Origin of the sequence: Bacillus sp. MYb56 (genome assembly GCF_002976445.1) — a bacterium.
Lineage (GTDB): Bacteria > Bacillota > Bacilli > Bacillales > Bacillaceae_G > Bacillus_A > Bacillus_A mycoides.
Map to the genome: position 1 here is coordinate 11,790 of NZ_PCOH01000030.1, position 20,559 is coordinate 32,348.

General features: G+C 39.5%; 20 protein-coding genes and 2 other annotated features. All 20 genes read left to right on the top strand.

The genetic code is table 11. From position 1 onward, the window contains the following. The first annotated feature begins 32 nt into the window (after positions 1 to 32). Positions 33 to 278: a binding site (T-box leader), on the top strand. 137 nt (positions 279 to 415) lie between these two features. The 20 genes from cysE to fusA all read left to right on the top strand — a co-directional run bounded on the left by cysE (position 416) and on the right by fusA (position 20,467). Further along, a complete protein-coding gene (gene cysE, locus CQ058_RS25230; protein WP_002091498.1) occupies positions 416 to 1,081 on the top strand; it encodes a serine O-acetyltransferase in 666 nt (221 codons plus the stop codon). After that, positions 1,062 to 2,459: a cysteine--tRNA ligase gene (gene cysS / locus CQ058_RS25235; protein WP_002091500.1), complete on the top strand. Its 1,398-nt coding sequence runs from the start codon at positions 1,062 to 1,064 to the stop codon at positions 2,457 to 2,459. Before cysE ends, cysS begins: the two co-directional genes overlap by 20 nt. A 2-nt stretch (positions 2,460 to 2,461) precedes the next feature. Beyond that, positions 2,462 to 2,869, top strand: coding sequence for a Mini-ribonuclease 3 (locus CQ058_RS25240; RefSeq protein ID WP_002009804.1), 408 nt, complete (start codon positions 2,462 to 2,464; stop codon positions 2,867 to 2,869). Beyond that, complete coding sequence (gene rlmB / locus CQ058_RS25245) at positions 2,866 to 3,609, top strand: 23S rRNA (guanosine(2251)-2'-O)-methyltransferase RlmB (RefSeq protein ID WP_002091503.1); 744 nt, start codon at positions 2,866 to 2,868, stop codon at positions 3,607 to 3,609. The genes CQ058_RS25240 and rlmB overlap by 4 nt, the downstream gene beginning before the upstream one ends. Positions 3,610 to 3,612: 3 nt before the next feature. Then, the gene (locus tag CQ058_RS25250; protein ID WP_002009801.1) at positions 3,613 to 4,125 is read left to right on the top strand and encodes an NYN domain-containing protein; all 513 of its coding nucleotides are present in this window, start codon (positions 3,613 to 3,615) and stop codon (positions 4,123 to 4,125) included. 67 nt (positions 4,126 to 4,192) lie between these two features. Continuing rightward, positions 4,193 to 4,852, top strand: coding sequence for an RNA polymerase factor sigma-70 (locus CQ058_RS25255; RefSeq protein ID WP_002009799.1), 660 nt, complete (start codon positions 4,193 to 4,195; stop codon positions 4,850 to 4,852). A gap of 128 nt (positions 4,853 to 4,980) precedes the next feature. Next, positions 4,981 to 5,127, top strand: coding sequence for a 50S ribosomal protein L33 (rpmG, locus tag CQ058_RS25260; protein WP_012260172.1), 147 nt, complete (start codon positions 4,981 to 4,983; stop codon positions 5,125 to 5,127). 32 nt (positions 5,128 to 5,159) lie between these two features. After that, positions 5,160 to 5,339, top strand: coding sequence for a preprotein translocase subunit SecE (gene secE, locus CQ058_RS25265; protein WP_002009797.1), 180 nt, complete (start codon positions 5,160 to 5,162; stop codon positions 5,337 to 5,339). Positions 5,340 to 5,470: 131 nt separating this feature from the next. Then, positions 5,471 to 6,004 (top strand): transcription termination/antitermination protein NusG, encoded by a 534-nt coding sequence (gene nusG, locus CQ058_RS25270; RefSeq protein WP_002009795.1) that lies wholly within the window; start codon positions 5,471 to 5,473, stop codon positions 6,002 to 6,004. Between the two features lie 168 nt (positions 6,005 to 6,172). Further along, the gene (gene rplK / locus CQ058_RS25275) at positions 6,173 to 6,598 is read left to right on the top strand and encodes a 50S ribosomal protein L11 (RefSeq protein WP_001085872.1); all 426 of its coding nucleotides are present in this window, start codon (positions 6,173 to 6,175) and stop codon (positions 6,596 to 6,598) included. Positions 6,599 to 6,778: 180 nt separating this feature from the next. Continuing rightward, entirely contained in the window at positions 6,779 to 7,471 is a 693-nt protein-coding gene (rplA, locus tag CQ058_RS25280) for a 50S ribosomal protein L1 (protein ID WP_002009792.1), read from the top strand. Positions 7,472 to 7,520: 49 nt separating this feature from the next. Continuing rightward, positions 7,521 to 7,666: a sequence feature (ribosomal protein L10 leader region), on the top strand. A 39-nt stretch (positions 7,667 to 7,705) separates the two neighbouring features. After that, positions 7,706 to 8,206, top strand: coding sequence for a 50S ribosomal protein L10 (gene rplJ / locus CQ058_RS25285; RefSeq protein ID WP_002009790.1), 501 nt, complete (start codon positions 7,706 to 7,708; stop codon positions 8,204 to 8,206). A 67-nt stretch (positions 8,207 to 8,273) separates the two neighbouring features. Then, positions 8,274 to 8,633, top strand: coding sequence for a 50S ribosomal protein L7/L12 (gene rplL / locus CQ058_RS25290; RefSeq protein ID WP_002009788.1), 360 nt, complete (start codon positions 8,274 to 8,276; stop codon positions 8,631 to 8,633). Positions 8,634 to 8,709: 76 nt separating this feature from the next. Next, the gene (locus CQ058_RS25295) at positions 8,710 to 9,309 is read left to right on the top strand and encodes a class I SAM-dependent methyltransferase (protein ID WP_105590036.1); all 600 of its coding nucleotides are present in this window, start codon (positions 8,710 to 8,712) and stop codon (positions 9,307 to 9,309) included. 291 nt (positions 9,310 to 9,600) lie between these two features. Next, positions 9,601 to 13,134, top strand: coding sequence for a DNA-directed RNA polymerase subunit beta (rpoB, locus tag CQ058_RS25300; RefSeq protein WP_002113316.1), 3,534 nt, complete (start codon positions 9,601 to 9,603; stop codon positions 13,132 to 13,134). 37 nt (positions 13,135 to 13,171) lie between these two features. Then, the gene (rpoC, locus tag CQ058_RS25305) at positions 13,172 to 16,783 is read left to right on the top strand and encodes a DNA-directed RNA polymerase subunit beta' (protein WP_002009783.1); all 3,612 of its coding nucleotides are present in this window, start codon (positions 13,172 to 13,174) and stop codon (positions 16,781 to 16,783) included. Positions 16,784 to 16,896: 113 nt separating this feature from the next. After that, on the top strand, positions 16,897 to 17,145 hold the full coding sequence (locus CQ058_RS25310) for a 50S ribosomal protein L7ae-like protein (RefSeq protein ID WP_000121833.1): 249 nt from the start codon (positions 16,897 to 16,899) through the stop codon (positions 17,143 to 17,145). A 114-nt stretch (positions 17,146 to 17,259) separates the two neighbouring features. Then, the gene (rpsL, locus tag CQ058_RS25315) at positions 17,260 to 17,682 is read left to right on the top strand and encodes a 30S ribosomal protein S12 (protein WP_001142341.1); all 423 of its coding nucleotides are present in this window, start codon (positions 17,260 to 17,262) and stop codon (positions 17,680 to 17,682) included. Positions 17,683 to 17,711: 29 nt separating this feature from the next. Continuing rightward, the gene (gene rpsG, locus CQ058_RS25320; protein WP_001137492.1) at positions 17,712 to 18,182 is read left to right on the top strand and encodes a 30S ribosomal protein S7; all 471 of its coding nucleotides are present in this window, start codon (positions 17,712 to 17,714) and stop codon (positions 18,180 to 18,182) included. A gap of 206 nt (positions 18,183 to 18,388) precedes the next feature. Beyond that, on the top strand, positions 18,389 to 20,467 hold the full coding sequence (gene fusA, locus CQ058_RS25325) for an elongation factor G (RefSeq protein WP_002113318.1): 2,079 nt from the start codon (positions 18,389 to 18,391) through the stop codon (positions 20,465 to 20,467). The last annotated feature ends 92 nt before the right edge of the window (positions 20,468 to 20,559 follow it).

Below are 20,559 nucleotides of genomic sequence, written 5' to 3' on the forward strand. Positions count from 1 at the left end.
GCAATATAATAAGTATACCTAAAATCTAATAAGGAAAAGCGACGAGAAGGAGAAGTAGAAAATCAGGCTTTTTACAGAGAGAACCACCCTTAGGCTGGAAGTGGTTTATAAGCGGATTTTTGAAATGCCCCTTCGAGTCTTCTGTTGAACAGCGAAGTATTTCGCGGAACGTCTTAGGGCGCAAAGTAAACAGAAGCGGTGTAAACCGTTATCATGGATGAGTTTGAGGCTTCTTTAGCCTAAACAGAGTGGAACCGCGCTTATAAGGCGTCTCTGTCTATATGACAGAGGCGTCTTTTTTTTATACCATGTAAATGGTGTGAGTATAAGTTTTATCCCCTTGTATAAAGATTTAGGGGGAAGTGGGGAGTTAGTTCACTCGAAAAAAGCAGCCCATAAAGGGGAGGGAACATCGATGTTTAAGAGGCTTCGGGAAGATATTGAAGTCGTTTTTGAACAGGATCCAGCGGCAAGAAGTTATTTCGAAGTCATTTTAACTTACTCTGGATTACATGCAGTTTGGGCCCATCGAATTGCACATGCTTTTTATAAAAGGAATTTTTTCTTTATGGCACGTTGGATTTCGCAAGTTAGTCGTTTTTTTACTGGCATTGAGATTCATCCAGGAGCAACTATTGGTCGTCGTTTTTTCATTGATCATGGAATGGGGGTTGTAATTGGAGAAACGTGTGAAATTGGCGAAAACGTAACAATTTATCAAGGTGTCACATTAGGTGGTACAGGTAAAGAAAAAGGAAAGAGGCACCCTACAATTCAGGATAATGTATTAATTGCAACAGGTGCTAAAGTACTAGGTTCTATTACTATTGGAGAGAATTCTAAAATTGGAGCAGGATCTGTCGTGTTAAAGGAAGTTCCTGCGCATTCTACAGTTGTAGGTATACCTGGCCGAGTCGTTATTCAAAATGGAGTAAAGATTGGTCAAGAATTAAATCATTCTGATCTTCCGGATCCGATTTTTGATAAATTAAAGGTTATGGAAGTAGAACTTGATAAATTGAGAAAGCAACTTGAAGTAAAGGTAGGAAGGAAGGATAAAAATGACTATTCACATTTATAATACGTTAACGCGTCAAAAAGAAGAGTTTATGCCATTAGAAGAAAATAAGGTAAAGATGTATGTGTGCGGACCTACAGTGTATAACTACATTCACATTGGGAATGCAAGACCACCTATGGTGTTTGATACAGTACGCCGTTACTTAGAATATAAAGGATATGATGTGCAGTATGTATCTAACTTTACTGACGTGGATGATAAATTAATTAAGGCGGCAAACGAATTAGGTGAAGATGTGCCAACAATTGCAGATCGTTTTGTTGAAGCTTACTTTGAAGATGTAACGGCACTAGGTTGCAAACATGCAACGGTTCATCCACGTGTAACGGAAAATATGGATATCATTATTGAATTTATTCAAGAACTTGTGAATAAAGGGTATGCATATGAATCAGAAGGTGATGTGTACTTTAAAACGAAAGAATTCGAAGGTTACGGTAAATTATCACATCAACCGATTGCAGACTTACGTCACGGTGCACGTATTGAAGTAGGAGAAAAGAAACAAGACCCTCTTGATTTTGCTTTATGGAAAGCTGCGAAAGAAGGAGAAATCTTCTGGGAAAGCCCTTGGGGGAAAGGACGCCCAGGGTGGCATATTGAATGCTCAGCAATGGCGCGTAAATATTTAGGGGATACAATTGATATTCATGCTGGTGGTCAAGATTTAGCATTTCCTCATCATGAAAATGAAATTGCGCAGTCTGAGGCGTTGACTGGAAAAACATTTGCACGTTATTGGATGCATAACGGATATATTAATATTAATAACGAGAAGATGTCTAAGTCGCTTGGAAACTTCATTTTAGTTCACGATATCATTAAACAATATGATCCACAGTTAATCAGGTTCTTTATGCTATCGGTACATTACCGTCACCCAATTAACTTTAGCGAGGATTTATTGCAAAGTACTAATAATGGACTAGAAAGAATTAAAACAGCTTACGGTAACTTAAAGCATCGTATGGAAAGTAGTACGGATTTAACGGACCATAATGAAAAATGGTTAGCTGAAATGGAAAAGTTCCAGGTTGCATTCGAAGAAGCGATGGATGATGATTTCAATACGGCTAATGCGATTACTGAATTATATAACGTAGCAAATCACGCAAATCAATATTTGTTAGAAGAACATACTTCTAAAGTTGTAATTGAAGCGTATGTAAAACAACTTGAAACATTATTTAGTATTTTAGGATTAGAATTAGCACAAGAAGAGTTGCTTGATGAAGAAATTGAAGCACTAATCCAAAAGCGTATTGAAGCTCGTCAAAATCGTGACTTCGCACTATCTGATCAAATTCGCGATGATTTAAAAGGACGTAATATTATTTTAGAAGATACCGCTCAAGGTACAAGATGGAAAAGAGGATAAGAATGATTGATGCAAAGCAATTAAACAGCTTAGCTTTAGCATATATGGGTGATGCGGTATATGAGCAATATATCCGCTATCACCTCCTTCAAAAGGGGACAGTTCGCCCTAATCAATTACATCGCTTAGGGACGGGCTTTGTTTCGGCAAAAGCACAGGCGAAAGTTGTTTATCATTTATTAGAAACGGCATTTTTGACAGAAGAGGAAGAGGCGGTATTAAGAAGAGGGCGTAATGCGAATTCGGGTACTGTTCCAAAAAATACAGATGTACAAACATATCGACACAGTACAGCCTTTGAAGCGCTGATCGGTTATCATCACTTGTTGAATAATCGTGAAAGATTGGACGAGATTGTATATAAGGCGATTGACGTTTTGGAAGAAAAGGAAGGGAGCACATCATCATGAGTAGTGAATATATTATCGGACGTAACCCTGTAATTGAAGCTTTAAGAGCGGGGCGAGATATTAATAAAATTTTGGTAGCGGAAGGTGCTGCCAAAGGACAAGTGCAAATTGTACTAGCATTAGCAAAAGAGAATAAGGTTATTTTGCAACACGCACCAAAGAAGAAATTAGATCAATTGGTTGAGGGTAATCATCAAGGTGTAATTGCTCAAGTAGCTGCATATCAATATGCTGAGTTAGAGGATTTGTTTAAATTAGCAGAAAAACGCAATGAAGATCCGTTCTTCTTAATTTTAGATGAAATTGAAGACCCACATAACTTAGGCTCTATTATGCGTACTGCGGATGCAACAGGGGCTCATGGGGTTATTATTCCAAAAAGAAGAGCGGTGGGGCTTACAGCGTCAGTTGCGAAAGCGTCGACTGGGGCAATTGAATATATTCCTGTTGCACGTGTAACAAATTTATCGCGTACAATTGATGAATTAAAAGAACGTGGACTTTGGATTGCTGGTACAGATGCCAAAGGGAAAACAGATTACCGTAATTTAGATGGTAATATGCCAATCGGACTAGTAATTGGTAGTGAAGGAAAAGGTATGAGTCGTATTATTGGTGAAAAGTGTGATTTCCTAATTACTTTACCGATGGTCGGTAAAGTTACATCCTTAAATGCTTCAGTAGCCGCAAGTTTGTTAATGTATGAGGTATATCGTAAACGTCACGAAATTGGTAAATAAAAAATGAACGATATTTTAATCGTTGACGGTTACAACATTATCGGGGCTTGGGGAGACTTGAAGAAACTGCGGGATGTAGATTTACAGTCATCAAGAGACGCACTTATTGATAAGATGGCGGATTATCAAGGCTATACAGGCACAAAGGTAATGATTGTCTTTGATGCCTATACAGTCTATGGTATTGAAAAAAAGATGAAACAATCACGGGTGGAAGTAATATTCACGAGAAAAAATCAAACTGCAGATGAAAAGATAGAACAACTTGCGATTGAGCTTAGAAATATAAATACACAAATATACGTTGCAACTTCGGATTATACGGAGCAATGGATTATATTTGCGCAAGGTGCACTTCGAAAATCTGCGCGTGAATTAGAGTTAGAAGTGCAAGCGATGGAACAACAAGTAAGAAGGTGTACAAAAGACACGAAAGAAAAGCAACCCGCCATGCGAAAGATATTTAGTGAAGATATTACAGAAAAATTAGAAAAATTAAGAAGAGGAGAGCGTTGAAGCATTGACGCTCTTTATCTTTTTACTGTATAATATTGCTAAATATATAGCGGTCGGAGGGATCAGGGTGGAAGCAGGCTTCGTAAGTGTAGGCGACGTTACATTTCGTGATTTAGAGGATGAGGCAATCGTTGAGTTAGTTCGAAAAGGTAATACTGACGCTCTAGAATATTTAATTCACAAATATAAGAACTTTGTTCGCGCGAAATCAAGATCTTATTTCTTAGTGGGTGCCGATCGAGAAGATATTGTTCAAGAAGGCATGATTGGATTGTTTAAAGCTATTCGTGATTATAAAGGGGACAAGCTGTCTTCGTTCAAAGCATTTGCTGAACTGTGTATCACTCGACAAATTATTACCGCTATTAAAACAGCAACAAGGCAAAAACATATTCCGTTAAATTCGTATGTGTCTTTAGATAAGCCAATTTACGATGAGGAATCTGATCGAACATTATTAGATGTTATTTCGGAATCGAAAGTAACTGATCCAGAAGAGATGATTATAAGTCAGGAAGAATATACAGACATAGAATCTAAAATATCTGAATTATTAAGCGATTTAGAAAGAAAAGTGCTCTCTTTATACTTAGATGGTCGTTCCTATCAAGAAATTTCAGAACAGTTAAACAGGCACGTGAAATCTATTGATAACGCATTGCAGCGTGTAAAAAGGAAATTAGAAAGATATATGGAGATGAGAGAGAGCACAACTTTAAATTCATAGCAAGTGCCGCAGGTGTAAAATAATTCACCTGTTTTCTTTTTGTTAAGAGAGTGAAAGTCATGACATTGACATTGTCTTTTGTTGTATGATACATTTTTAGGGACAATGTTACAAGGTTGGTGTAACTAATGAGGAAAAAAGTTGTACTCTCATGTGAAGAGTGTAAAAATCGAAACTACTCTACGATGAAAGATACGAGCTCAGTAGAGCGACTTGAGATAAAGAAGTTTTGTAAAACATGCAATAAGCATACAGTTCACAAAGAAACAAAATAAATAATTGAAATAATAAACTGGAGGTCCCGTAGATGCGTTTAACGAACTTTTTCGGCGATGTAGGTCGCGAAATGAAAAAAGTAAGTTGGCCTAAAAAAGATGAATTACTCCGATCAACAACGACTGTTATCGCGACAGTTGTGTTCTTTGCGATTTTCTTCGCAGTGGTTGATATGGGCATTTCTTCTTTAATTCGGTTAATTCTTGGTTAATTCTTGAATAAGAAGCACTTATCCATGATATAATGTTATTTATAAGAACTGTGTAAAAGCCCGGTGAACGGGTTTTTTCATTTGCGCAAAAAAATGTACGTCAGGGAGGGAAGGACGCTCGTCCTAAATGAATGGAAAAAAGTTGGTATGTTGTCCATACTTATTCTGGATATGAAAATAAAGTAAAAGCAAACCTAGAGAAACGTGTAGAATCAATGGGTATGCAAGATAAAATTTTCCGTGTTGTTGTCCCGGAAGAAGTAGAAGTAGAAATGAAAAATGGTAAAGAAAAAATAACGAAAAGAAAAGTGTTCCCAGGTTACGTATTAGTAGAACTAATCATGACTGATGATTCTTGGTATGTTGTTCGTAATACGCCAGGTGTAACAGGCTTTGTCGGTTCTTCTGGTTCAGGATCTAAACCATCGCCTCTATTAGAAGAGGAAGTTGTTACCATCATGAAGCATATGGGAATGGACAATGAAGTGGTTGATTTCGAATTTGAACTTCATGAAACAGTGCGTGTAAACGAGGGGCCATTCGCGGATTATACAGGTGCGATTGAAGAAATTGATGTGGAAAAGAAAAAAGTTAGCGTGCTTGTAGACATGTTCGGTCGCGAGACTCCGGTTGAACTTGATTTCCATCAAATTGAAAAATTATAAAATGAAACTTGAAATGAATTGTAAAAAGTGATAATATCTTTTAAGTCAGTACGTCTTCGGTAACGGAGACGTTTTTTGAAAAAGATTTTATCATTATGATAAAATATGAAGTGGGAGGGCAAATCACTGCCCAATTGACCACATCACGGACTTAAGGAGGTGTGTCTCGTGGCTAAAAAGGTAATTAAAATGGTAAAACTTCAGATTCCTGCAGGTAAAGCTAATCCAGCTCCGCCGGTTGGTCCAGCATTAGGACAAGCAGGTGTTAACATCATGGGCTTCTGTAAAGAGTTTAACGCTCGTACAGCTGATCAAGCTGGTCTTATCATCCCTGTTGAAATTACGGTATTTGAGGACCGTTCATTCACTTTCATTACTAAAACTCCTCCTGCTGCTGTTCTTCTTAAGAAAGTAGCTGGTATTGAGTCTGGTTCTGGTGAACCAAACCGTAATAAAGTGGCAACTGTTAAGCGTGATAAAGTACGCGAAATCGCTGAAACTAAAATGCCTGACCTAAACGCTGCTAGCGTAGAAGCTGCAATGCGTATGGTTGAAGGTACTGCGCGCAGTATGGGCATCGTTATCGAAGACTAATTCGATTTGTTTTTTGTAAAAAAGGTTGCGGGTCTGGAATTCCAATTCGCAACCTTTATTATCGTAAATGATCATCATTTTTAAATAAATGGATGGGCGCACATCCTCGGGGGTTCCCGGAATGAAGGCGTAAACGTGGGAGGTTATTCCGCTAAAACCACATTCAAGGAGGAAACAAACATGGCTAAAAGAGGTAAAAAGTACGTTGAAGCTGCGAAGCTTGTTGATCGTGCATCTGCTTACTCTGCAACAGAAGCAGTAGAATTAGTAAAGAAAACAAACACAGCTAAATTTGATGCAACTGTAGAAGCTGCATTCCGTTTAGGTGTTGACCCTAAGAAAGCTGACCAACAAATTCGTGGTGCAGTTGTTCTTCCACACGGTACTGGTAAAGTACAACGTGTATTAGTATTCGCTAAAGGCGAAAAAGCAAAAGAAGCTGAAGCTGCTGGCGCTGAATTCGTAGGCGATGCTGATTACATCGGTAAAATCCAAAAAGGTTGGTTTGATTTCGATGTAGTAGTAGCAACTCCTGACATGATGGGTGAAGTTGGTAAACTTGGTCGTGTATTAGGACCTAAAGGTTTAATGCCAAACCCTAAAACTGGAACAGTTACTTTCGATGTAACTAAAGCTGTTAACGAAATCAAAGCTGGTAAAGTTGAATACCGCGTTGATAAAGCTGGTAACATCCACGTTCCAATCGGTAAAGTATCTTTCGAAGATGCTAAATTAGTAGAAAACTTCAAAACAATTGCTGACACGCTACAAAAAGCTAAGCCAGCTGCTGCAAAAGGTACTTACATGAAGAACGCAACTGTTGCTTCTACAATGGGACCTGGCGTACGCGTAGACGTTTCTACACTTGCGTAAAAATTGGAAGTTGACTTCATAAAGAAGTTTTAATATAATCATTTATGTTGTGAATTTTAATAGTGTACCGTAGACAGTAGGAGTCGATTCGACTTAATTTCCTACCTAGGTGTTAATATACGAAGCGGAATCTTTTTTCTGTGACTATATGCCTCCATGTCTACAAGTTGGGCATGGAGGTTTTTAGTGCACTTTCGGTACATCTTCTATATAATCTACAGGAGGTGTAATAACATGAGCAAAGTAATCGAAACTAAACAACAAGTTGTAACTGAAATCGCTGAAAAACTTCGCGCGAGTAAATCTACAATTGTTGTTGACTACCGTGGTTTAACAGTTTCTGAAGCAACAGAATTACGTAAAAACTTACGTGAAGCTGGCGTTGAGTTCAAAGTTTACAAAAACTCTTTAACTCGTCGTGCTGCAGAGTCTGCTGAAATGGCTGAGTTAAACGAATTCTTAACAGGACCAAACGCAATCGCGTTCAGTAACGAGGATGTAGTTGCTCCTGCGAAAGTATTAAACGACTTCGCTAAAAATCATGAAGCTTTAGAAATTAAAGCGGGCGTAATCGAAGGTAAACTTGTAACACTTGATGAGGTTAAAGCTATCGCTACTCTTCCGTCACGTGAAGGCTTACTTTCTATGCTTCTTAGCGTTCTTCAAGCTCCAATCCGTAACCTTGCACTTGCTACTAAAGCAGTTGCAGATCAAAAGGAAGAGCAAGGCGCTTAATTTTTTAAAAGATAATTACTTGTTATCTATAAAACAATACAAACCTATTTAAGGGAGGATATTTACAATGACTAAAGAACAAATCATTGAAGCAGTTAAATCTATGACTGTATTAGAACTTAACGACTTAGTAAAAGCTATCGAGGAAGAATTCGGCGTAACTGCTGCTGCTCCTGTAGCTGTAGCTGGTGGCGCTGGTGAAGCTGCTGCTGAGCAAACTGAATTTGACGTAGTACTTGCAAGTGCTGGCGCTCAAAAAATCAAAGTTATCAAAGCTGTACGTGAAATCACTGGTCTTGGCTTAAAAGAAGCTAAAGAATTAGTTGACAACACTCCAAAAGCAATCAAAGAAGGCGTTACTAAAGAGGAAGCTGAAGAAATGAAAGCTAAACTTGAAGAAGTTGGCGCTGCTGTAGAAGTTAAGTAATTAACTTTTGGTGCTTTAAAAAAAGCTCGCTCTTATGCGAGCTTTTTTTTTAACTGTAAAGAAAAGAGGTGGCCATATGGCAGACCATTATTTTTCTAACGACCCTTCTAGTAAAAGTGATCGTAAACGATGGGAAGTTACACTTCGTGAATCTCGATTTACTTTTTTATCTGACCATGGGGTGTTCTCGAAAAACGAAGTGGACTTTGGTTCTCGTCTTTTAATTGAAGCGTTTCAAATGCCAGATGTTAAAGGTAATGTGTTAGACGTAGGATGTGGGTACGGTCCAATCGGTTTGTCGTTAGCGAAAGAGTTTCAAAATCGTGAAATTCACATGGTGGATGTGAATGAAAGGGCCTTGGGACTTGCAAAAGAAAATGCCGCTAATAACAGAATTGAAAATATACGTATTTTGCAAAGTAGTGTCTATGAAAATGTAGGTGGCAAGTATGCTGTTATTCTATCTAATCCTCCAATTCGTGCTGGTAAAGATATCGTGCATGAGATTTTAGAAAAGGCTGTGGAGTATTTAGTTTCAGGTGGAGAATTGTGGATTGTTATTCAAAAGAAACAAGGTGCGCCATCTGCGATGAAAAAACTAGAAGAAGTATTTTCTGAAGTTGAAGTTGTAGAAAAGAAAAAAGGATATTATATCATAAAATCAAAAAAGCGTTGACGGTTATTTTTGGCTATGTTAACATTATACAATGCCAATATATGATTTTCTGCGTTGAGAAAGATGTATATTTTTGCTTCTCTTGGAAAAGATAGTAAAATCAGCAGATTATGAAACAGAATGATGGTTTTCTTATAGAAGCCATTTTTCTTTTTTGAGCAGGTAGAAAGACTCAACGTATCTATCTTTAAGAGAAAAAAACTACGCTAATAGCAGTAGTTGTATTTATTTGTGATTTTGCACAATTTTTTTTGTGCATTTATAATACTCATGATTTGAGGGGTGAAGCAGTTGACAGGTCAACTAGTTCAATACGGACGCCACCGCCAACGAAGAAGTTATGCCCGTATTAGTGAAGTATTAGAGTTACCAAATCTTATCGAAATTCAAACCTCTTCTTATCAGTGGTTTCTTGATGAGGGTTTGCGAGAAATGTTCCAAGACATTTCTCCGATCGAAGACTTTACGGGAAATCTATCGCTTGAATTTATCGACTACAGCTTGGGTGAACCTAAATACTCTGTAGAAGAATGCAAAGAGCGTGATGTGACGTATGCAGCACCACTTCGTGTAAAAGTGCGTCTAATCAACAAGGAAACTGGTGAAGTAAAAGAACAAGATGTGTTCATGGGAGATTTCCCACTCATGACAGAGACTGGAACATTCGTAATTAACGGTGCAGAACGTGTTATCGTTTCCCAGTTAGTTCGCTCTCCAAGCGTATACTATAGTGGCAAAGTGGATAAAAACGGAAAACGTGGTTTTACTGCTACTGTAATTCCAAACCGCGGAGCTTGGTTAGAGTATGAAACAGATGCTAAGGATGTTGTATATGTGCGTATTGACCGTACGCGTAAACTTCCTGTAACTGTTTTGTTACGCGCATTAGGGTTTGGCTCTGATCAAGAAATCACCGAGCTTTTAGGTGATAACGAATACTTAAGCAATACGTTAGAAAAAGACAACACAGATAGCACAGAGAAAGCATTGCTTGAAATTTATGAGCGTCTACGCCCTGGTGAACCACCAACAGTAGAAAATGCAAAGAGCTTACTTGTGTCTCGTTTCTTTGATCCGAAGCGCTACGATTTAGCAAATGTAGGTCGCTATAAGATCAACAAAAAGCTACACATTAAAAACAGATTGTTTAACCAACGTTTAGCTGAAACACTGGTGGATCCAGAAACTGGTGAAATTTTAGCGGCAGAAGGAACAGTCTTAGATCGTCGTACACTGGATCGCATTCTACCTTACTTAGAGAAAAACATTGGATTCAAAACAGCGAAACCAATGGGTGGAGTGGTAGCAGGCGATGTTGAGCTGCAATCTATTAAGATTTATGCTCCAGAATCAGAAGGCGAACGATCTATAAACGTAATTGGGAATGCAAATATTACTCGTGATATAAAACACATCACACCAGGTGATATTCTTGCTTCTATTAGCTACTTCTTTAACTTGCTATATAAAGTAGGGGATACAGATGATATTGACCACTTAGGAAATCGTCGTCTGCGTTCTGTAGGAGAGTTACTACAAAACCAATTCCGTATCGGTCTTTCTCGTATGGAACGTGTTGTTCGTGAGAGAATGTCGATTCAAGATACAAATGCAATTACACCACAAGCGTTAATTAACATTCGCCCGGTTATTGCATCTATTAAAGAGTTCTTCGGAAGTTCTCAGTTATCTCAGTTCATGGATCAAACAAACCCATTAGCAGAGTTAACTCACAAACGAAGACTATCTGCATTAGGACCCGGTGGTTTAACGCGTGAGCGCGCAGGCTTTGAAGTACGTGACGTTCACTACTCTCACTATGGTCGTATGTGTCCAATTGAAACGCCAGAGGGACCAAACATCGGTTTGATTAACTCATTATCTTCGTTTGCGAAAGTAAATGAGTTTGGTTTCATTGAAACGCCATACCGTCGTGTTGACCCAGAAACTGGTCTTGTAACAGGGCAGGTTGATTATTTAACAGCAGATGAAGAAGATAACTATGTTGTAGCCCAAGCGAATATGAAATTATCTGAAGTAGGGGAATTCCTTGATGAAGATATCGTAGCTCGTTTCCGTGGTGAAAACATTGTCACAAATAAAGAACGCATCGACTACATGGATGTATCTCCAAAACAAGTAGTGTCGGCAGCGACAGCTTGTATTCCGTTCTTAGAAAACGATGACTCTAACCGCGCACTTATGGGAGCGAATATGCAACGTCAGGCGGTTCCGTTAATAAATCCGGAATCTCCGATTGTAGGTACAGGTATGGAGTACGTATCAGCAAAAGACTCAGGTGCTGCAGTAATCTGTAAACAGCCTGGTGTTGTTGAGCGCGTAGAAGCACGTGAAGTTTGGGTACGTCGCTATGTAGACGTTGACGGTCAAACAGTAAAAGGTGACTTAGATCGCTACAAAATGCAAAAATTCATTCGTTCTAACCAAGGAACTTGCTACAACCAACGTCCAATCGTAAGTGTTGGAGACCAAGTTGTAAAAGGTGAAATCCTTGCGGATGGTCCTTCTATGGAACTAGGTGAACTGGCGCTTGGACGTAACGTGCTTGTTGGCTTTATGACATGGGACGGTTATAACTATGAGGATGCGATCATCATGAGTGAGCGCCTTGTAAAAGATGATGTGTACACTTCTATCCATATTGAAGAATATGAATCAGAAGCTCGTGATACGAAGCTTGGACCAGAAGAAATTACACGTGATATCCCGAATGTTGGAGAAGATGCACTTCGTAATCTTGACGAGCGCGGTATTATTCGCGTCGGTGCTGAAGTAAAAGATGGAGATCTACTTGTTGGTAAAGTAACGCCAAAAGGTGTAACAGAATTAACGGCAGAAGAACGTCTATTACATGCAATCTTCGGTGAAAAAGCACGTGAAGTACGTGATACATCACTACGTGTACCACACGGTGGTGGCGGTATTATCTTAGACGTAAAAGTGTTTAACCGTGAAGATGGCGATGAATTGCCACCAGGCGTGAATCAACTTGTACGTGCATATATCGTTCAAAAGCGTAAAATTTCTGAAGGTGACAAAATGGCCGGTCGTCATGGTAACAAAGGTGTTATCTCCCGTATTTTACCGGAAGAAGATATGCCTTACTTACCAGATGGTACGCCAATCGATATCATGTTAAACCCATTAGGGGTACCATCTCGTATGAATATCGGTCAGGTATTAGAGCTTCATCTTGGTATGGCAGCAAGATACCTTGGTATTCACATTGCAACACCGGTATTCGATGGTGCTCGTGAGGAAGATGTATGGGGCACAATTGAAGAAGCTGGTATGGCAAATGACGCGAAAACAATCCTGTATGACGGACGTACTGGTGAGCCATTCGATAACCGTGTATCTGTTGGTGTCATGTATATGATCAAACTTGCGCACATGGTTGACGATAAACTTCATGCTCGTTCTACTGGACCATACTCACTTGTAACGCAGCAACCTCTTGGAGGTAAAGCTCAGTTCGGTGGACAGCGTTTCGGTGAGATGGAGGTTTGGGCACTTGAAGCTTATGGTGCTGCTTATACTCTTCAAGAAATCTTAACAGTGAAGTCTGATGATGTTATTGGACGTGTTAAGACGTATGAAGCAATTGTTAAAGGTGAAAATGTTCCAGAACCAGGCGTTCCTGAATCATTCAAAGTATTGATTAAAGAACTGCAAAGTTTAGGTATGGACGTTAAAATGATGTCTATCAACGATACAGAAATTGAAATGCGTGATACGGAAGATGATGATGATCATCAATCAGCAGATAAATTGAATGTTGAAGTTGAGACAACTAAGGAATAATTGGGATAACCTGTAGACTAAAAGGGAGGTAGGCCCCTTGATAGATGTAAATAACTTTGAATATATGAAGATTGGACTTGCTTCACCTGACAAGATTCGTTCTTGGTCATACGGTGAAGTTAAGAAACCAGAAACAATTAACTATCGTACGTTAAAGCCTGAAAAAGATGGCTTGTTCTGTGAGCGTATTTTCGGACCACAAAAGGACTGGGAATGTCATTGCGGGAAATATAAACGTGTACGTTATAAAGGTGTAGTTTGTGATCGATGTGGCGTTGAAGTAACGCGTGCAAAAGTTCGTCGTGAACGTATGGGTCATATCGAATTAGCTGCTCCTGTATCTCATATTTGGTATTTCAAAGGTATCCCGAGCCGCATGGGACTTGTCTTAGACATGTCCCCTCGCGCGCTTGAAGAAGTAATTTATTTCGCTTCTTATGTTGTAACAGAAAGTGGAGATACACCACTTGATAAGAAGCAATTACTTTCTGAAAAAGAATACCGTGCATATCGTGATCGATATGGCAGTACATTCCATGCTGCTATGGGTGCAGAAGCGATTAAAAAATTACTGCAAGACATCGATTTAGATAAAGAAGTAGACTTCTTAAAAGAAGAATTAAAAACAGCACAAGGACAACGCCGTACTCGTGCTATTAAACGTCTAGAAGTATTAGAAGCATTCCGTAACTCTGGAAATCACCCATCTTGGATGATCTTAGAGGTTCTTCCAGTTATCCCACCAGAACTACGCCCAATGGTACAGTTAGATGGTGGACGTTTTGCTACTTCTGACTTAAACGACTTATATCGTCGTGTAATTAACCGTAACAACCGTTTAAAACGTCTATTGGACTTAGGTGCACCAAGCATTATCGTTCAAAACGAAAAACGTATGTTACAAGAAGCTGTAGACGCATTAATCGATAATGGTCGCCGTGGCCGTCCAGTTACTGGACCAGGTAACCGTCCATTAAAATCACTATCTCACATGCTTAAAGGTAAACAAGGACGTTTCCGTCAAAACTTATTAGGTAAACGTGTTGACTACTCTGGCCGTTCTGTAATCGTTGTAGGACCGAACTTAAAGATGTACCAATGTGGATTGCCGAAAGAAATGGCACTTGAATTGTTTAAACCTTTCGTTATGAAAGAGTTAGTTGGAAAAGGATTAGCACACAACATTAAGAGTGCTAAACGTAAAATCGAGCGTGTACACCCTGAAGTTTGGGACGTTTTAGAATCTGTGATCAAAGAGCATCCAGTACTTCTAAACCGCGCACCAACACTTCACCGTCTTGGTATCCAGGCGTTTGAACCTACACTAGTAGAAGGTCGTGCAATCCGTCTTCACCCACTTGTATGTACTGCATACAACGCGGACTTTGACGGTGACCAAATGGCGGTTCACGTTCCGTTATCATCAGAGGCACAAGCAGAAGCTCGTATCCTTATGTTAGCGGCACAAAACATCTTGAATCCAAAAGACGGAAAACCAGTTGTTACTCCATCTCAGGATATGGTATTAGGTAACTATTACTTAACACTTGAGCGCGAGGGTGCAATCGGTGAAGGTATGGTCTTCAAAGATGCAAACGAAGCAATACTTGCATACCAAAATGGATATGTACATCTGCACACACGTGTTGCAGTTGCTGCGAGTTCGGTAAATAATGTAACGTTTACTGAAGAGCAAAAGAGTAAGCTTCTATTAACAACAGTTGGTAAATTAATATTTAACGAAATCTTACCAGAGTCGTTCCCTTATATTAATGAACCAACAAACTCAAACCTTGAAAAAGAAACACCAGCGGAATATTTCGTTGAAAAAGGTGCGAACATTAAAGAAATTATTGCTAGTCGCGAAGAAGTGGCACCATTTAGCAAGAAAATCCTTGGTAATATTATTGCGGAAGTATTCAAACGTTTCCAAATTACAGAAACGTCTCGCATGCTTGACCGTATGAAAAACTTAGGATTTAAATACTCTACAAAAGCTGGTATTACAGTTGGGGTATCAGATATTCTTGTATTAGGTGAAAAAGATGAAATTCTCCATGAAGCACAAGCAAAAGTAGATAATGTAATTAAACAATTCCGTCGCGGTTTAATCACGGAAGAAGAACGTTATGATCGCGTTATCTCTATTTGGAGTAATGCAAAAGATGTTATTCAAGGAAAGCTGATGAAATCCTTGAATAAACGCAACCCAATCTTCATGATGAGTGATTCCGGTGCCCGTGGTAACGCATCGAACTTTACTCAGCTTGCTGGTATGCGTGGTCTGATGGCCAATCCATCTGGTCGTATCATTGAGCTTCCGATCAAATCGAGTTTCCGTGAAGGTTTAACAGTACTTGAGTACTTCATCTCTACGCATGGTGCGCGTAAAGGTCTTGCCGATACAGCACTTAAAACTGCCGATTCTGGTTACTTAACACGTCGTCTTGTAGACGTTGCACAAGATGTAATTGTTCGTCAAGATGATTGTGGAACAGATCGCGGTTTACTAATTGGTGCGATTAAAGAGGGTAATGAAGTTATTGAGTCACTATATGATCGTCTTGTTGGACGTTTTGCAAGAAAAACTGTAAAACATCCTGAAACAGGTGAAGTATTAGTTGTTGAAAATCAATTAATTACTGAAGATATTGCTCATATCGTTGAAAAGTCGGGTGTTGAAACTGTAAACATTCGTTCAGCGTTTACGTGTAATACTCGCCATGGTGTGTGTAAGAAGTGTTACGGTCGTAACTTAGCAACTGGTACAGACGTAGAAGTAGGAGAAGCGGTAGGTATTATCGCAGCTCAATCTATCGGTGAGCCAGGTACACAGTTAACGATGCGTACGTTCCATACAGGTGGGGTTGCCGGGGATGATATCACACAAGGTTTACCTCGTATCCAAGAGATCTTCGAAGCTCGTAATCCGAAGGGTCAGGCAGTTATCAGTGAAATTGACGGTGTTATCGCAGCGATCAACGATGTTAAAGATCGCCAAGAAGTAGTTGTACAGGGTGAAGTTGAAGCTCGTACGTATGCTATTCCTTACGGTGCTCGTCTGAAAGTAACTCTAGGACAGCCAATTAGCCACGGTAAAGAGTTAACAGAAGGTTCTATTGATCCGAAGGAATTACTAAAAGTAACGGACATTACAGCAGTTCAAGAATACTTATTACGTGAAGTTCAAAAAGTATACCGTATGCAAGGGGTAGAAATTGGTGACAAACACGTAGAAGTAATGGTACGTCAAATGCTACGTAAAGTTCGTGTAAGTGATGCGGGTGAAACAGATGTATTACCAGGAACATTACTAGATATCCATCAGTTTACTGATGCGAATGCGAAGGTGTTACTGAAAGGTAAACAACCAGCAACGGCTAGACCAGTTCTACTTGGTATTACAAAAGCTTCACTTGAGACAGATTCGTTCTTATCTGCGGCGTCATTCCAAGAAACAACTCGTGTTCTAACAGATGCAGCAATTAAGGGTAAACGCGATGAGCTTCTAGGATTGAAAGAGAATGTTATTATCGGTAAGCTTGTTCCTGCTGGAACAGGTATGAATCGTTATCGCAAAGTGGATCTTGTAAAAACAACACAAGATAACATGAATGTAGAAAACGATGAAGTTTATGTGGAACAGTAAAATTTTCCGTCGTAAATTTTGTATAAAAACAGCTGATCCTAGTTGACATTGTATGAGACAAAATGTTACTATAATCAAGGTTGCTCCTGAATGATGCTTTGGAGGATATTTAAATGTCTTATCAAAAAGTGTCAAATGCTGAAAATGTAGTCGTTGGTCATAAACGAACATTGGAAGCAATCAAAAATGGTATAGTTAAAGAAGTTGTTATTGCGGAAGATGCTGATGTGCGGTTAACCCATGTTATCATTCGTACTGCCTTGCAACATAACATACCCATAACCAAAGTTGAATCAGTTCGTAAGCTTGGAAAAGTTTCGGGGATTCAAGTGGGAGCTTCAGCAATAGGAATAATAAGTTAAAACTGTTTTTGTGAGGAGAGAGCATTTGCTCTTCCTTGCAAAAACTTTGTTTTCAACTAATAATGAACCACCTGGATATGTGGTCATACAAACATGCGAAGGGAGGATAATCAAATGCCTACTATTAACCAATTAGTGAGAAATGGTCGTACTGATAAAGTATGGAAGTCTAAATCACCTGCGTTAAACAAAGGTTTTAATTCTTTAAAGAAAAAATCAACTGATATCTCTGCACCTCAAAAACGTGGTGTGTGTACTCGTGTTGGTACAATGACTCCGAAGAAACCGAACTCAGCGTTACGTAAATACGCTCGTGTACGTTTAACAAACGGTATTGAAGTTACAGCTTACATCCCAGGTATCGGTCATAACCTACAAGAGCATAGCGTAGTATTAATTCGCGGTGGTCGAGTAAAGGATTTACCAGGGGTACGTTACCACATCGTTCGTGGTGCGCTTGATACAGCTGGTGTTGACAAACGTATGCAAGGACGTTCTAAATATGGTACTAAGCGACCAAAACCTGCTAAAAAATAATAAACTTATAATGAAAGGAGGAACTCAATATGCCTCGTAAAGGACCTGTTGCGAAACGTGACGTGTTACCAGATCCAATGTACAATTCTAAACTTGTAACACGCCTAATCAACAAAATGATGGTTGACGGTAAAAAAGGTAAATCTCAAACAATTCTTTATAACGCTTTCGATATCGTTCGTGAACGTTCAGATAAAGAACCAATGGAAGTATTCGAGCAAGCTCTTAAGAACATCATGCCTGTTCTTGAAGTACGCGCTCGTCGTGTTGGTGGTGCTAACTACCAAGTTCCAGTTGAGGTTCGTCCAGAACGCCGTACAACTTTAGGTCTTCGCTGGTTAGTAAACTATGCTCGTCTTCGTGGTGAAAAAACTATGGAAGAGCGTCTAGCTTACGAAATCTTAGATGCAGCTAACAACGCTGGTGCATCTGTTAAGAAACGTGAAGACACTCATAAAATGGCAGAAGCTAACAAAGCATTTGCTCATTACCGTTGGTAGGATTCAACGTAAAATAAATGTAAGCATAAACCGCTTTATTTGTCGCTTATGGAAGTGTGGAGAGGGAGAATGCCTCTCCCTTTCGTTGGGCGCTCGTTTTACATAATGAGGGTACTGGACACTGGCATATGTAACAATATAAAGTGGCTTTTTTGCTACTTAAAATAAAATAATCCAATCCATATATGGAAGGAGCAAGACACCAAATGACTAGAGAGTTCTCTTTAGAAAACACTCGTAATATTGGTATCATGGCTCACATCGATGCTGGTAAAACAACAGCAACTGAGCGTATTCTGTATTACACAGGACGTATTCATAAAATCGGTGAAACTCATGAAGGTGCATCTCAGATGGACTGGATGGAGCAAGAGCAAGAACGTGGTATCACAATTACTTCTGCTGCAACTACAGCACAATGGAAAGGTCACCGTGTAAATATCATTGACACTCCAGGACACGTAGATTTCACAGTAGAAGTAGAACGTTCTTTACGCGTACTTGATGGCGCAGTAGCAGTACTTGATGCACAATCTGGTGTAGAACCACAAACAGAAACTGTTTGGCGTCAGGCTACTACTTATGGTGTACCTCGTATCGTATTCGTTAACAAAATGGATAAGATTGGTGCAGATTTCTTATACTCTGTAGGAACAATCCACGATCGTTTACAAGCAAATGCACATCCAATTCAGTTACCAATCGGTGCTGAAGATGAGTTCAATGGTATCATTGACCTTGTTGAAGAGTGTGCTTACATGTACGCTAACGATTTAGGAACAGACATCGAGCGTGTCGAAATTCCTGAAGAGCATAAAGAATTAGCTGAAGAATACCGTGGAAAACTTATTGAAGCGGTAGCTGAGCTTGATGAAGAAATGATGATGAAGTACCTAGAAGGTGAAGAAATCACTGTAGAAGAGCTTAAAGCTGGTATCCGTAAGGCTACAACTTCTGTAGAATTCTTCCCAGTAATCTGTGGTTCTGCATTCAAAAATAAAGGTGTTCAAATTCTGTTAGACGCAGTTATCGACTACCTACCATCTCCATTAGATGTACCTGCTATTAAAGGTACTCTTCCGGATACAGATGAAGCTATCGAGCGTAAGTCTAGCGATGAAGAACCATTCGCAGCTTTAGCATTCAAAATCATGACTGATCCTTATGTTGGTAAGTTAACGTTCTTCCGTGTGTACTCTGGTGTGTTAAACTCTGGATCATACGTGAAAAACTCAACTAAAGGTAAGCGTGAGCGTGTAGGTCGTATCCTACAAATGCACGCTAACAGCCGTGAAGAGATTTCAACAGTTTACGCTGGTGATATCGCTGCTGCTGTAGGTTTAAAAGATACTACTACTGGTGATACTCTTTGTGACGAGAAGAGCCTTGTTATCCTTGAGTCTATGGAATTCCCAGAACCAGTTATCTCTGTAGCTATCGAACCAAAATCTAAAGCTGACCAAGATAAAATGGGTACAGCATTATCTAAGCTTTCTGAAGAAGATCCAACATTCCGTGCTCACACTGACCAAGAAACTGGCCAAACAATCATCGCTGGTATGGGTGAACTTCACCTTGATATCATCGTTGACCGTATGCGCCGTGAATTCAAAGTGGAAGCAAACGTTGGTGCTCCTCAGGTAGCATACCGTGAGACTTTCCGCGCTGCTGCGAAAGTTGAAGGTAAGTTCGCTCGTCAATCTGGTGGTCGTGGACAATTCGGTCACGTTTGGATTGAGTTTGAACCTAATGAAGAAGGTAAAGGTTTTGAATTCCAAAACAAAATCGTCGGCGGTGTAGTTCCACGTGAATACATCCCAGCTGTTGGAGCGGGTCTTGAAGACTCACTTAAAAATGGTGTACTAGCTGGTTATCCACTAGTTGACATCAAAGCTGCGTTAGTTGACGGATCTTACCATGATGTCGATTCATCTGAGATGGCGTTCAAAATCGCTGCATCTATGGCGCTTAAAGCTGCGGTTTCTAAATGTAGCCCAGTAATTCTTGAGCCAATGATGAAAGTTGAAGTTGTAATTCCTGAAGAGTACATGGGTGACATTATGGGCGACGTAACATCTCGTCGTGGACGTGTAGAAGGTATGGAAGCTCGCGGTAACGCTCAAGTTGTTCGCGCTATGGTTCCACTTTCTGAAATGTTCGGTTATGCAACGGCATTACGTTCTAACACTCAAGGACGCGGAACATTCTCAATGACATTTGATCATTATGAAGAAGTACCGAAGTCTGTTTCTGAAGAAATTATTAAAAAAAATAAAGGTGAATAATTGATTTTTATCGATTGTTCAAGTATAACTACTTATGTAAGCTTAGAAAGTGAGACGCAAGTTTCACTTTCTAGTCTAAATATAAAATAACC

Excerpts from the sequence above, each read along its gene's own strand:
- rpmG (WP_012260172.1), top strand. The coding sequence starts at position 4,981 with ATGAGGAAAAAAGTTGTACTCTCATGTGAAGAGTGTAAAAATCGAAAC.
- secE (WP_002009797.1), top strand. The coding sequence starts at position 5,160 with ATGCGTTTAACGAACTTTTTCGGCGATGTAGGTCGCGAAATGAAAAAA.
- CQ058_RS25310 (WP_000121833.1), top strand. The coding sequence starts at position 16,897 with ATGTCTTATCAAAAAGTGTCAAATGCTGAAAATGTAGTCGTTGGTCAT.
- rpsG (WP_001137492.1), top strand. The coding sequence starts at position 17,712 with ATGCCTCGTAAAGGACCTGTTGCGAAACGTGACGTGTTACCAGATCCA.
- nusG (WP_002009795.1), top strand. The coding sequence starts at position 5,471 with ATGGAAAAAAGTTGGTATGTTGTCCATACTTATTCTGGATATGAAAAT.
- cysS (WP_002091500.1), top strand. The coding sequence starts at position 1,062 with ATGACTATTCACATTTATAATACGTTAACGCGTCAAAAAGAAGAGTTT.
- CQ058_RS25240 (WP_002009804.1), top strand. The coding sequence starts at position 2,462 with ATGATTGATGCAAAGCAATTAAACAGCTTAGCTTTAGCATATATGGGT.
- fusA (WP_002113318.1), top strand. The coding sequence starts at position 18,389 with ATGACTAGAGAGTTCTCTTTAGAAAACACTCGTAATATTGGTATCATG.
- rplJ (WP_002009790.1), top strand. The coding sequence starts at position 7,706 with ATGAGCAAAGTAATCGAAACTAAACAACAAGTTGTAACTGAAATCGCT.
- cysE (WP_002091498.1), top strand. The coding sequence starts at position 416 with ATGTTTAAGAGGCTTCGGGAAGATATTGAAGTCGTTTTTGAACAGGAT.
- rpsL (WP_001142341.1), top strand. The coding sequence starts at position 17,260 with ATGCCTACTATTAACCAATTAGTGAGAAATGGTCGTACTGATAAAGTA.
- rplA (WP_002009792.1), top strand. The coding sequence starts at position 6,779 with ATGGCTAAAAGAGGTAAAAAGTACGTTGAAGCTGCGAAGCTTGTTGAT.
- CQ058_RS25295 (WP_105590036.1), top strand. The coding sequence starts at position 8,710 with ATGGCAGACCATTATTTTTCTAACGACCCTTCTAGTAAAAGTGATCGT.
- CQ058_RS25250 (WP_002009801.1), top strand. The coding sequence starts at position 3,613 with ATGAACGATATTTTAATCGTTGACGGTTACAACATTATCGGGGCTTGG.
- rlmB (WP_002091503.1), top strand. The coding sequence starts at position 2,866 with ATGAGTAGTGAATATATTATCGGACGTAACCCTGTAATTGAAGCTTTA.
- rplL (WP_002009788.1), top strand. The coding sequence starts at position 8,274 with ATGACTAAAGAACAAATCATTGAAGCAGTTAAATCTATGACTGTATTA.